This window comes from Planomonospora corallina, assembly GCF_042650625.1.
GTDB lineage: Bacteria > Actinomycetota > Actinomycetes > Streptosporangiales > Streptosporangiaceae > Planomonospora_B > Planomonospora_B corallina.
This window is the reverse complement of sequence record NZ_JBHSBM010000023.1, coordinates 340,914-353,969: the sequence shown is the minus strand read 5'-3', so window position 1 is coordinate 353,969 and position 13,056 is coordinate 340,914. Positions and strand designations below refer to the sequence as shown.

Below are 13,056 nucleotides of genomic sequence, written 5' to 3'. Positions count from 1 at the left end.
GGAGGAATGCCTCCCGCCGGCCCGCTCCGGCGTCTTCCGGGACGGGACCGGCCGGCCCGATTGATTTGTTACTTCTTTTAGGGCATCGCTCCACACGGGTGGTTTAGGGTTGCCGAGGGAGTGCGCACGAAGGAGGGGATGCAGGCCGTGCCGAACACCGGAAGGCCAGCCCAGCCGCCGACGGATCCCTTCGCGGCGGTCCCCCTGCCCCAGCATCCCGTCCGTCCCGGCGCCGCCGCCGGAGCACGCGGCTCGCAGCCACCCGAGGTGAGCCGGCCGGACGGCGGTCCCCGCCTCCCTCCGGGAGTCTCGCCCGACATCTTCGGTCCCTCCGGCCGCCCCGACCTCGGTTCTCCCGGCCATCCCGGACGTCCCGACCCCGGCCCCTCCGGCCGCCCCGGCTTCGGCAGGCCCGCAGGCCCCGCCTCCGGCCCGGGAGCCGGAGGAGCGGTCCTTCCGCCTCCGGCGCCGGGGCCGCAGCCCTGGCGGGTGGCGCCCTCGCCCGGACAGCCGCTCCTGTCCCACTCCGCGCAGGGCTCCTCCGGCGGCTCCCCGCAGGACGACCTGCCGGACCGCGGAGAGCCCGCCCCGCGCGGCCGGAGCCGGAGGCTCCTCATCGCCACGGTGATCCTGCTGGCCCTCTCCGCGCTCGCCTACGCGGTCCCCGCGGTGGCCATGTCCGGCAAGATCCTGCCCGGCACCCGGGTCCAGGGCGTCGACATCGGCGGACTGACCGTGACCGAGGCGGCCGACCGGCTCAGGGCACGGCTCGCCGAGCGGGCGGGCGAGCCGATGATCCTCACGGCCTTCGGCAAGGAGCACAAGCTGGACCCCGGGCGCGCGGGTCTCGAACTCGACGTGGTCGCCACCATCGACCAGGCGCCCAGCGGTTTCCCCGGTCCCGCGGAGGTCTGGCGCGCGCTCACCGGCACCGTCGACCTGCCCCCGAAGGTGTCCGCCGACCCCGGGCGGCTGGAGGAGGCGGTCGACGGACTGGCCAAGGAGATCGACCGGAAGGTCGTCGAGGGCGCGGTCCGCTTCGAGGGCACCGAGCCGGTGACGGTGAAGCCCCGGGACGGCCGGAAGCTGGAGCGGACCGCCGCCGCCGAGGCCGTCGAGAAGGCCTACCTCACCTCCGACGGGCCGGTCGAACTGCCGGTCACCGTGATCAAGCCGAAGGTCACCGCCTCCGTGGTCGCGAAGACGGCCGACTCCGCCGCCGAGGCCCTGTCCGGGCCGATCACCCTCACCAACGGGGAGAAGCAAGCGACCCTGCCGGTCGGGACGATCGCCGCTCACCTGACCTTCAAGCCCGACGACTCCGGGGGCATGCGTCCGCGCTTCGACGCGCGCAAGGCCGTGGCGACCGTCGAGAAGGACCTGGTCGACGCGGCCCAGGCCCCCCGCGAGCCCACCTACGAGATCGTCGGCGGCAAGCCGAAGCTGGTCCCCGGCCGCAAGGGCAAGGGCGTGGACGACGGAAAGCTCGCCGACGCGGTGGCCAAGCTCGTGGCAGAGGGCGGCAGCCGGACGATCCCGGTCACCCTCGCGATCGTCGAGCCGAGGACCTCCGACGCGGAGATGCGCAAGCTCGGCATCAAGGAGAAGATCAGCGAGTTCACCACGCAGTACCCGTGCTGCGCGCCCCGGGTGACCAACATCCGCACGATCGCCAAGCTCCTGGACGGTCACCTGGTCAAGCCCGGCGAGACCTTCTCGCTCAACGGGGTCGTCGGTGAGCGGGACAAGGCCCGCGGCTTCGTCGAGGCACCCATGATCATGGGCGGCCGGCTGGTCGACTCGGTCGGCGGCGGCATCTCCCAGTTCGTCACGACGATGTACAACGCGGTCTTCTTCGGCGGTCTCGAAGACGTCCAGCACATGGCGCACGAGTTCTACATCTCCCGCTACCCGGCCGGGCGCGAGTCGACGGTCTCCTGGCCGCAGCCGGACTTCCGCTGGAAGAACGACTCGCCGTACGGCGTGCTGGTGAAGACCTCCAGCACGGCCACCTCGGTCACGGTCGCCTTCTGGAGCACCAAGCGCTACGACATCGAGTCGATCTCCTCGGAGCGCTACAACATCACCCAGTTCGAGCGGAAGACCGACAGCGGTCCCGACTGCATCCCGATGACCGGCCAGCAGGGTTTCACGATCGACGTGACCCGCGTCTTCAAGAAGGACGGCAAGGAGGTCAAGCGGGAGAAGAAGACGACCGTCTACAAGCCCGAGACCGACCTCAAGTGCGTCTCCTCCGACGAGAAGCCCACCGACGGCGACTGACCTCGCTCTGGCCTCGGCCGGGTTTTTCTCATGTGGTTCCGGGGCGGGTTCCGCGTTTCCACGCCGGGTGGTGTCCGTGGTCTCCTCGTGAGGTTCTGAGGGCGGGTCCCGCGTTCCCGCGGTGGGCTGGTCACCGTGGGCGTGGGGGCGGGCCGGGGCTCCGGCCGGCCGTCGCAGCTGAGGTCTGGCGGGATTTCGCCTCCGGCGTGGCCTCGGGCGCGCGGGGTTGCGGGCCTCTTTTACGCCGGCCGGAGCCCCGGCCCGTCCCCACGCTCCGTGCATGCCGTACGCATGCGGGCCGTAGCGTCTTCCTCTCGGGCCGCCCGGTGGTCGCGCCGACGCTGAAGCGATCCGCGCGGGGCCGGTTCAGGGCTGAGCACCGTCGCCTTGCGGCCACACTGCCGGGAAGGAGCTCAGGGCCGGCCTCCGCAGGGAGCCCCTGCAAGGCCACGGACAGGGACGGCATGACTGCCGTACCAACCGACGTTCGCCCTGATATGAGGTCCGCCCTCGCTTCACCTGCCGGCCGGTAGGATCGGGTCGTTTCCGGGACCGGAGGTGCTCGTGGACGTTGAATGGGTTCGGCTCAAGCTTGACCTGGACGCGTTCGACGATGCGCGGTTCGAGCCGTACCTTCACAACTGCCGGCAGACTGGCATCGAGTTCACGACCATGGCTGCCGTCGGTGACACGGCTGATCATCGGCGCGCACTCTATGAGTTGAACAGGACATGCTCCGCCGACATCCCGGGGCGAGGAGAGTTCTACACGTTTGACGAGTACCTCGCTCAGCGCATCGAGATCCCGGCCTACGATCCCCGAGGTGTCGTTCTCGCTCTGGGCGGCGGGTCGTGGGTGGGCATGGCGGTGACGTCGATCCGCCCCGGGGGACACGCTTTCAGCGAGATGACAGGGGTGCTGGCCGGTCATCGCGGAAGGGGCATCTCGCTGGCCATGAAGCTCCTGGCCGTCAGGTACGCGCGTTCTTCCGGCGTGCGCTGGCTACGGACCCTCCACCATCCCGGCAACGCCTCGGCCATCGGCATGAACCGGCGGCTGGGATTCGTCGACGACGAACCGCCGGCCACGGTGGCGTGATGGCCTACGCACGCCGTACTCGCTGAAAGCACCATCAAGCGATCCGGTACTCGGTGTCGCCGAAATCCACTACGCGCATCTCCCCGTCGAGCGCACCGGAGATCCGGCCGCACGACGGCACTCGCGCGCCTGCCTCTTGACCTGCGCCCATTCCACCGTGTTCAGTCGTCCTCCCTGGTGTTCAGGTCGGCGATATGCCAGGCGTAGCGTTTCTCCGCGATCACGATGTTCTCTTCGTACCAGCGGGCCCGGTTCCCTGACTTGTCTCCCGCGATCAGCAGCACGACCCGCCGTACAGGATCGAAGGCAAAGATCATCCGGATCTCGCCGGATCCGGATGATCCCGGCCCCAACTCCTAAAGACGGTGGCTGTTCGTCCCTTTCAAAGGGTCGACCGACGGACGGCCGAACGTCGGGTCAAGCCCTTCTGGACGCCGGGCAAGCACGACCTTCACTGGCATATGGGCGGCTTCCACGGCATCCAAACCCCCGCAGGGGCTCCCTGTGGAGGCCGGCCCTGAGCTCCTTCCCGACAGTGTGGCCGCAAGGCGACGGCGACCGGCCGTGAACCGGTCCCGCGCGGATCGCTTCAGCGTCGGCGCGACCACCGGGCGGCCCGGAAGCGAGACGCTACGGCCCGCCCCCACGCCCACGGTGACCGGCCCACCGCGGGAACGCGGGACCCGCCCACGGCACACCCGGACGGAACCGGCCTGCCCACGGGCACCGGCCCGGTGGGGAACACCGGATCCGGCCAGGAGTTCCAGGAGAGGACCCCGGTCCCGGCACCGGGTGAGAGGGCGGCCGGGGCGTCAGGGCGTGAAGGTGAGGATGCGGTCGTCGTCGGGGGCGGGGTCGCCGCGGCCGTCCTTGTTGCTGGTGCCGAACCAGATGGAGCCGCCGGGGGCGGTGGTGACCGCGCGGAGCCGGCCGTACCGGTCGGTGAAGAGCGGGACGGGCTCGCCGGCCTCGCCGCCCGCGGTGAGCGGGATGCGCCAGAGCCGGGATCCGCGCAGGGCGCCCATCCAGAGGGAGCCGTCGGCGTAGGCCAGCCCGGAGGGGGAGGCCTCGTCGGTGCTCCAGGTGGCGATCGGGTCGACGAAGCGGGGATCGTCGCCGACGCCCTCGACCTCGGGCCAGCCGTAGTTGCCGCCCTTGGTGATCAGGTTGAGCTCGTCGAAGGAGTTCTGGCCGAACTCGCTGGCGTACATCCGGCCGGAGGAGTCCCAGGCGAGGCCCTGGACGTTGCGGTGGCCGTAACTCCAGATCACGTTCTGGAACGGGTTGCCGGGGGCGGGCCTGCCGTCCGGGGTCATGCGCAGGATCTTGCCCGCGAGTGAGCCCAGTGCCTGGGCGAGGTGGCGCTCGCCGACCTCCCCGGTGGAGGCGTACAGATGGCCGTCGGGCCCGAAGGCCAGGCGGCCGCCGTTGTGGATGGAGCCCTTCGGGATGCCGTCGAGGATGACCGTGGCGTCGGTCAGGGTCCGGTCGTAGCGGTAGCGCACGATCCGGTTGTCGGAGGCGGCGGTGTAGTAGAGGAAGACGTGGCGGTCCTTCTCGAAGGAGGGGGAGACCGCCACGCCCATCAGGCCGCCCTCGCCGTCCGGGCGCACACCGTCGATCCTCGCCACCTGGGAGGCCTTCCCGGCCGGGGTGACCCGGAGCAGCCGGGCGCTGTCCCGCTCGGTCACCAGCGCGTCGCCGCCGGGCAGGAACGCGATCCCCCACGGCACGGCCAGGTCCCGGACCAGGACGCGGGGCTCGGCGGTCCGCCCCGGTGAGGGCGCCGGCGCGGCCGTCCCCGGGGACGCGGAGGCAGGGGGCGCCGACGGGGCGGGCGCCGACTCCGCCGGTGCGGAGGTCCCGGAGCAGCCGGCCAGCGCGGCGGCGGCCGCGGCGGCCGTGGTGGCCGTGGTGGCCACGAGGGCCGTCCAGCGTCCGCGGCCCGCGCCGCGTGAGGTGATGCCGCCCATGAGTCCTCCTCGTCCAGCACTTATCCACAATCCATACACGACCGGGCGGGCCCGTACGCGGACGCGGCGATAATGCGGGTCATGAAGATCTGGGTCCCCTCCGAAGCCGCCGCCGATGTCCTGAGCGATCTGCCCGACGTGGAGTGCGTCGTCTACGACGGGTCGGGGCCCGTGCCGGAGGGGGTGGACAAGGTCGAGGTCTGGGTGCCGCCGCTGGTGTCGGTGGCGGGGATCCCCGACCTGCTGGCCCGCATGTCCTCCCTGAGGCTGCTGCAGACCGTCACCGCCGGGGTGGAGCCGTACCGGCCGCACCTGCCGGACGGGGTGACGCTCTGCAACGCGCGCGGCGTGCACGACGCGGGCACCGCGGAGTGGGCGGTCGGCGCGATGATCGCGGTGCTGCGGGAGTTCCCCGGATTCGTCCGGGCGCAGGAGCGCGGCGAGTGGGCCTACCGCCACACCGGGGTACTGGCCGACTCGACCGTGCTGATCGTCGGGTACGGCTCCATCGGCGAGGCGCTGGAGCGGCGGCTGGCCGCCTTCGAGGTGGACGTGGTCCGGGTGGCGAGGAGCGCGCGGGAGGGCGTGCACGGTCAGGACGAACTGCCGGAGCTGCTGCCCCGGGCGGACGTGGTGGTGCTGCTGGTCCCGGCCACGCCCGACACCGCCGGGATGGCCGACGCGGCCTTCCTCGGCGCGATGAAGGACGGCGCGGTGCTGGTGAATGCCGCCAGGGGCGGGGTCGTGGACACCGGGGCGCTCGTCGCCGAACTGGAGAAGGGCCGGATCCGGGCCGCGCTCGACGTGAGCGATCCGGAGCCGCTGCCGCCGGGCCACCCGCTCTGGTCGGCCCCGGGGGTGTTCCTCACCCCGCACGTCGCGGGCAGCACCCCGGCCTCGCAGCGGCGCACGCTCCGGCTGCTCCGCTCCCAGCTCCTGCGTTATCTCGCAGGTGAGCCGCTCAAAAACGTCATTACTGGATCTTACTGACAGAGCAAGGAAGGCGAGAAAAGGAATCCGCACCGTGTCTGCGTCGTGACCTTCGGTGCGTATCGTGGTCTCCTGCGACCCTGATCGCTCGCATGGTTATCAGAACGGTGACGACTGAGGTGTTGTCGCCCCCGGCGCCCGGTGGGGGGCACACACTGACCCTGTGCTCTCGCGGGAGGGCATCGAGGTGACGGACAGACGTGGACGACGTGCCCGCACGGGCACCGGGAGCGCGGCGGACGGAGGAGGGCCGCGTGAACGGGACGGATCGACACTGGATGGGCAGACACATTGATCGGCTGGCGTGATCCCCGGATGCCGCTGTCGGCCGCCGTGGCGGCAGGCGTGGCGGGGCTGGTCGCGGCTCTCGTCAGTGGTGTCCCGGCCGCGGTCGCCGGCACCGTGACGGGCGTCGCGGCGGCCGGCGCCGCCGCGGTGTCGCTGCTGTCCGCCGCCTCCCGGGCGGCCGGCCGGCGCAGGGCGCTCTCCTGGCGCTGGCTGGCCGCGGGCTCGGTCGTCTGGCTGGCCGGGACCTCCTTGCGGCCGTTCGCGGCCGACACGCCGTTCGCGGTGAACTTCGCCGATCTGGTGCTGCTGGCCGGCACGGCGCTGCTGGCCGTGGGCACGGGCCTGTCGGCCGCCCGGCCCGCGCGCGGCCGGGCGTTCATGCGGAACCTCTCCGACGCCTACCTGTGCGCGACCTCCCTCCTGGCGGTCGCCTGGGTGACCGTGCTCGGCCCGGCCCACCGTGACGCGGCCGGGGAGGGCGACTTCGCCGTCAACCTCGTCCCGCCGCTGCTCTGCCTCTTCCTCGCCTGCGCCGTGGCCCCCGTGGTGGTCCCGATCCGCAGGTCCGCCTGGCCGGTGGGCCTGGCGGCGCTCGCGGTGCTCGGGGCGATCACGCTCACGGAGACCGCCACCGCGGTGACCAGGATGGCCGGGGACGGCCTCTCCATGGTGTGGGCGTGGCCCGCTCCGGCGGCGTTCCTGCTGCTCGCGGCCGCCCCCTGGAGCGGCCGCACGGACCGTGCGGTGGACGGCGAGGCGGCGCCGTCCGCCCGCTCCGCCGACTCCCCGCTGGTCGCGGCGGCGCCGCTGCTCCTGGTGGCCACGGCCACCGCGGTCGTGCTCGCCGGCGTGCTCCGGGGGGGAGGGGTGCAGGGCCCTCTCCCGGTCCTGGCCGCCGTCCCGGCCTCGGTCGTGGGCGTCCTGGTGGTACGGCTGTTCACGGCGCTGGCGGCGCTCGGACGGATGCGCCACCTGGTGGACCTCGGCGAGCGGCAGTTGCACGACCTGGCCGAGAGCACCGGTGACGTGGTCCTGCTGTGTGACTACGGCGGCACGATGCGCGAGGTGGGCGTCGGCGTCGAGCACCTGTACGGCTACCGCCCCGGCGAGCTGGCCGGCCGGTCGATCCTCGACTACGTCCATCCGGAGGACCTGCCCGGGATCCAGGAGATGCTGCGCGCGATGAACGCGGAGGAGGAGACCGAGGGCACGGAGACGTTCATGGTCGCCTGCCGGGTCCGGGCGGCCGACGGCACCTGGCGGCCGACCGAGTCGGTGGCCACCCGGCACGTGCGCGGCCAGGAGCTGGTGCTGATCACCACCCGCGACGTCAGCGACCAGGAGGCCCTGCGCCACCAGGTCGCCCACCTGACCTTCCACGACGGTGTCACCGGCCTGCCCAACCGGGCCTACTTCGAGGAGCGCACGCACCAGGTGCTGTCCCGCCCCGGTGAGAACCGCGTCGCCGTGGTCTTCCTCGACCTGGACGGCTTCACCTCGGTCAACGACTCGGTCGGCCACGCCAGCGGCGACTACCTGCTCGGCCAGGCGGCCCGCCGGCTCCGCGCCGCCGTACGGGCCGACGACACCCTGGCGCGCTGGGGCGGCGACGAGTTCGCGGTGCTGCTGGAGACGGGGGCGGACGCGCAGACGGCGGTGGACCTGGCCGAGCTGCTGGTCCACACGGTCTCCTCCGAGCCGTTCCGGGTGGCCGACCGCGACGTCGCGCTGACCGCGAGCGTGGGGGTGGCCTTCGCCGACGACGACATCCCCTCGGCCGACCTGATCCGCAACGCCGACGTGGCGATGGCACGCGCCAAGGAGCTGGGCGGGCGCCGGGTCGAGGTCTTCGCCGCGCACATGCACGCCGACGTGGTGCGCCGGCTGGAGCTCGCCGCGGACCTGCAGCGGGCGCTGCTGGAGAACCAGTTCGCCATCGAGTACCAGCCGGTGGTGGACCTGGCGACCTCGCGGGTCACCGCGGTGGAGGCGCTGGTGCGCTGGTGGCGGGGGAGTGCGTTCGTGCCGCCGGAGCAGTTCCTGGGCCCGGCGGAGGACACCGGGCTGATCGTGCCGCTGAGCGAGTGGATCCTGCGCCAGGCGTGCCAGGAGGTGGCCGCGTGGCGGGCCTCGTCGTGGGAGATAGGGCTCTCCATCAACCTGTCGGCCCGGCAGATCATCGCGCCGCGCTTCGTGGAGACCGTCGAGTCGGCGCTGGCCGAGAGCGGCCTGCCGCCCAGCGCGCTCACCCTCGAAGTGATCGAGGAGATGCTGGTCGAGGACGCCGAGGAGATCATCGGCAGGCTCTCCGAGCTCCGCGAGCTGGGCGTACGGCTGGCGATCGACGACTTCGGCACGGGTTACGCCTCGCTGGCCTTCCTCCGGCAGCTCCCGGTGGACATGATCAAGATCGATCCGTCGTTCGTGTGCGGGCTAGGGGCCGACGAGACGCTGACGCTGCTGACCCGGACGATCGTCCGGCTCGGCCAGGACCTCGGGCTCACCGTGGTCGCGGAGGGCATCGAGCGCGCCGAGCAGCTGGAGCTGCTGCGGGAGATGGGCTGCACCCACGGCCAGGGTTATCTGGTGGCGCGCCCGATGACCGCCCGGGGTGTCGACTCGCTGATGCCCACCGGCGTCTCCAGTCTGCAGGGCAGTGCCTGAGGTCTCGTATCCTGAGATCTGCGTTCCAAGGATTTGACGCCGGAACGCTTCGTCAGTCATGGTGGAGCCATGCATCACCGTGGGATCCGCGTAGTACTTCGCCGGCGCGCAGGCCGCTAGCGAAGCACTCCGACCTGCGCGCCGCCCCGGCTCCGCCTCATGTAGGCGGGCGGGGCATTTTTTATGCCAGCGCAACGATCAGCCACGCATCAGCCACGCAAGGAACGAGCCGATGACCGAACAGATGACCGGAGCCCAGGCCCTGGTGAGGGCCCTGGAGCACGTCGGGGTTGACACCGTGTTCGGGATTCCGGGCGGTGCCATCCTCCCCGCCTACGATCCCCTCTACGACTCGACCAAGGTCCGGCACGTGCTCGTACGGCACGAGCAGGGTGCGGGGCACGCGGCCCAGGGCTACGCGCAGGCCACCGGCAAGGTCGGGGTGTGCATGGCCACCAGCGGGCCGGGCGCGACCAACCTGGTCACGCCGATCGCCGACGCCTACATGGACTCGGTCCCGATCGTCGCGATCACCGGGCAGGTGGCGAGTGCCGCGATCGGCACCGACGCCTTCCAGGAGGCCGACATCTCCGGCATCACCATGCCGATCACGAAGCACAACTTCCTGATCACCGATCCGGACGACATCGCGCGGACGATCCTGGAGGCCTTCCACATCGCCTCGACCGGGCGGCCGGGCCCGGTCCTGGTGGACATCTCCAAGGACGCGCTCCAGGCGAAGACGGTCTTCCCCGAGTGGCCGCCGGCGATGCAGCTGCCGGGCTACCGGCCGGTGACCCGGCCGCACTCCAAGCAGATCCGCGAGGCGGTGAAGCTGATCGCCGAGGCGAAGCGGCCGGTGCTGTACGTCGGCGGCGGCGTGCACAAGGCGCGCGCCTCGGCCGAGCTGCGGGAGTTCGCCGAGCTGACCGGCATCCCGGTGGTCACCACCCTGATGGCGCGTGGCACCTTCCCCGACAGCCACCCCCAGCACATGGGCATGCCCGGCATGCACGGCTCGGTCTCGGCGGTCGGCGCGCTGCAGCGCTCCGACCTGATCATCGGCCTGGGCGTGCGCTTCGACGACCGCGTCACCGGTGAGCTGTCCAGCTTCGCGCCGTACGCCAAGATCGTCCATGCCGACATCGACCCGGCGGAGATCTCCAAGAACCGCCACGCGGACGTCCCGATCGTGGGCGACTGCAAGGAGGTGCTCGCCGACCTGATCGCCACGGTCCGGGCGGAGGAGCGCAAGGGCGACTACACCGAGTGGTGGAAGACGCTCAACGGTTACAAGGAGACCTACCCGCTCGGCTACACCGAGTTCGAGGACGGCTCCCTCGCCCCGCAGTACGTCATGGAGCGGCTGGGCGCGCTCGTCGGCCCCGACGCGATCTACGCCGCGGGCGTCGGCCAGCACCAGATGTGGGCCGCGCAGTTCATCGGCTACGAGAAGCCGGGCACGTTCATCAACTCCGGCGGCGCCGGCACCATGGGGTTCGCGGTCCCGGCCGCGATGGGCGCCAAGATGGGCCGCCCCGACGTCACCGTCTGGGCGATCGACGGCGACGGCTGCTTCCAGATGACCAACCAGGAGCTGGCCACCTGCACGATCGAGGGCGTGCCGATCAAGATCGCGATCATCAACAACGGCAACCTCGGCATGGTCCGCCAGTGGCAGACGCTCTTCTACAACGAGCGCTACTCCAACACCGACCTGCAGACGGTCCGCCGGATCCCGGACTTCGTCAAGCTCGCCGAGGCGTACGGCTGCGTCGGCCTGCGCTGCGAGCGCCCGGAGGACGTGGACGCGACCATCGAGAAGGCGATGGAGATCAACGACGTGCCGGTGGTGATCGACTTCGTCGTCCACCAGGACGCGATGGTCTGGCCGATGGTCGCGGCCGGGACCAGCAACGACGACATCAAGTTCGCGCGCGACATGGCGCCGGTCTGGGACAGCGAGGAGTAGGACGTGAGCGAGCGTCTCAACGGACACAGCGGGCTCGCGAATGCGTCGACGAGCCGCCAGGCGAGGAGGAACGCATGAGCAGGCACACCCTCTCCGTGCTGGTGGAGAACAAGCCCGGCGTGCTCGCGCGCGTCGCGGCGCTGTTCAGCCGCCGCGGGTTCAACATCGACTCGTTGGCGGTCGGGCCGACCGAGCACGAGGACATCTCGCGGATGACCATCGTGGTCAACGTCGAGGAACTGCCCCTGGAGCAGGTCACCAAGCAGCTCAACAAGCTGATCAACGTGCTGAAGATCGTGGAGCTCGACCCGGCGCAGTCGGTCCAGCGCGAGCTCATGCTGATCAAGGTGCGCGCCGACGCCGACACCCGCTCGAACGTGCTGGAACTGGTCAACCTGTTCCGGGCGCGCTGTGTCGACGTCGCCTCAGACGCGGTGACCATCGAGGTCACCGGGACGCCGGACAAGCTGGAGGCCTTCATCAAGGTCCTGGAGCCGTTCGGCATCAAGGAACTCGTCCAGTCGGGCATGGTGGCCATCGGCCGCGGAGCCCGTTCCATCACCGACCGCTCCCTCCGGGCCCTGGACCGGACCGCGTAGGCGGCGAACCGACGAGCGTGTGCGGCGGCCGGGCGGGTCCGGCCGCCGGGCACGCGAGGAGGGGGCCCACCGTGCGCAGAGCCGTACACACTCTGAAAGGTTCAAGCAAGTGACTGAGATCTTCTACGACGACCAGGCCGACCTGTCGATCATCCAGGGCCGCGTCGTGGCCGTCATCGGGTACGGCAGCCAGGGCCACGCCCACGCGCTCTCCCTGCGGGACTCCGGGGTGGACGTCCGGGTCGGCCTGCCCGAGGGCTCGAAGAGCCGCGAGAAGGCCGAGGCCGACGGCCTGCGCGTGCTGACCCCGGCGGAGGCCGCCGCCGAGGCCGACCTGATCATGATCCTCGCGCCGGACCACATCCAGCGCCATCTGTACACCCAGGACATCCTGCCGAACCTGCAGCAGGGCGACGCGCTCTTCTTCGGCCACGGCCTGAACATCCGCTACGGCCTCATCGAGGCGCCCGAGGGCGTCGACGTCGCGATGGTCGCGCCCAAGGGCCCCGGCCACCTCGTCCGCCGCCAGTACGCCGCCGGCCGCGGTGTGCCGTGCCTCGTCGCCGTCGAGAAGGACGCCACCGGCAACGCCTGGCCGCTGGTCCTGTCGTACGCCAAGGGCATCGGCGGCACCCGGGCCGGGGCGCTGAAGACGACCTTCACCGAGGAGACCGAGACCGACCTCTTCGGCGAGCAGGCCGTCCTGTGCGGTGGCGTGTCCGAGCTGATCAAGGCCGGGTTCGAGACCCTGATCGAGGCGGGCTACCAGCCGGAGGTCGCCTACTTCGAGTGCCTGCACGAGATGAAGCTGATCGTCGACCTCATGTACGAGGGCGGCATCCACAAGATGTACTGGTCGGTCTCCGACACCGCCGAGTACGGCGGCTACTCCCGCGGCCCGCGCGTCGTGACGGAGGAGACGAAGAAGGAGATGAAGCGCATCCTCGCGGAGATCCAGTCCGGCGAGTTCGCCAAGGAGCTCGTCGACGAGTTCGACGGCGGCCAGAAGAAGTTCACCGCCTACCGCGAGGAGCTGGCCGAGCACCCGATCGAGAAGACCGGCGCGAAGCTCCGCCCGATGATGAGCTGGCTGAAGGAGCAGTAGGCCCTCCTGGCCGCAGGAGGCGTTCTCCCTCCCGCGGCGGGCCCTTCCACGCCGACGCCCCCGTGACGGTTCCCGTCACGGGGG

The 13,056-nt window shown here is 71.2% G+C and carries 9 protein-coding genes; 7 read left to right on the top strand and 2 right to left on the bottom strand.

What is annotated here, in order from left to right; translation table 11 throughout:
* Positions 1–489 precede the first annotated feature (489 nt).
* A complete protein-coding gene (locus ACFOWE_RS20890) occupies positions 490–2,283 on the top strand; it encodes a VanW family protein (RefSeq protein WP_377290313.1) in 1,794 nt (597 codons plus the stop codon).
* 564 nt (positions 2,284–2,847) lie between these two features.
* Positions 2,848–3,381 carry a GNAT family N-acetyltransferase gene (locus ACFOWE_RS20885; RefSeq protein ID WP_377290311.1) on the top strand — a complete coding sequence of 178 codons (534 nt, stop codon included), beginning with the start codon at positions 2,848–2,850 and terminating at the stop codon, positions 3,379–3,381.
* A gap of 161 nt (positions 3,382–3,542) precedes the next feature.
* On the opposite strand, the gene ACFOWE_RS20880 is transcribed toward ACFOWE_RS20885, so the two are convergent.
* Together ACFOWE_RS20880 and ACFOWE_RS20875 are read right to left on the bottom strand one after the other, a co-directional pair.
* Positions 3,543–3,734, bottom strand: coding sequence for a type II toxin-antitoxin system RelE/ParE family toxin (locus ACFOWE_RS20880; protein ID WP_377290309.1), 192 nt, complete (start codon positions 3,732–3,734; stop codon positions 3,543–3,545).
* Between the two features lie 459 nt (positions 3,735–4,193).
* Entirely contained in the window at positions 4,194–5,354 is a 1,161-nt protein-coding gene (locus ACFOWE_RS20875) for a PQQ-dependent sugar dehydrogenase (RefSeq protein WP_377290307.1), read from the bottom strand.
* Positions 5,355–5,435: 81 nt separating this feature from the next.
* On the opposite strand from ACFOWE_RS20875, the gene ACFOWE_RS20870 reads away from it, so the two are divergent.
* The 5 genes from ACFOWE_RS20870 to ilvC all read left to right on the top strand — a co-directional run bounded on the left by ACFOWE_RS20870 (position 5,436) and on the right by ilvC (position 12,972).
* Entirely contained in the window at positions 5,436–6,344 is a 909-nt protein-coding gene (locus tag ACFOWE_RS20870) for a 2-hydroxyacid dehydrogenase (protein WP_377290305.1), read from the top strand.
* A gap of 315 nt (positions 6,345–6,659) precedes the next feature.
* Positions 6,660–9,296, top strand: a complete 2,637-nt coding sequence (locus ACFOWE_RS20865) for a putative bifunctional diguanylate cyclase/phosphodiesterase (RefSeq protein WP_377290303.1) — start codon at positions 6,660–6,662, stop codon at positions 9,294–9,296.
* 208 nt (positions 9,297–9,504) lie between these two features.
* Positions 9,505–11,268, top strand: coding sequence for an acetolactate synthase large subunit (locus ACFOWE_RS20860; RefSeq protein ID WP_377290383.1), 1,764 nt, complete (start codon positions 9,505–9,507; stop codon positions 11,266–11,268).
* A gap of 74 nt (positions 11,269–11,342) precedes the next feature.
* Positions 11,343–11,867, top strand: a complete 525-nt coding sequence (ilvN, locus tag ACFOWE_RS20855; protein ID WP_377290301.1) for an acetolactate synthase small subunit — start codon at positions 11,343–11,345, stop codon at positions 11,865–11,867.
* A 118-nt stretch (positions 11,868–11,985) separates the two neighbouring features.
* Positions 11,986–12,972 (top strand): ketol-acid reductoisomerase, encoded by a 987-nt coding sequence (gene ilvC, locus ACFOWE_RS20850; protein ID WP_377290381.1) that lies wholly within the window; start codon positions 11,986–11,988, stop codon positions 12,970–12,972.
* The last annotated feature ends 84 nt before the right edge of the window (positions 12,973–13,056 follow it).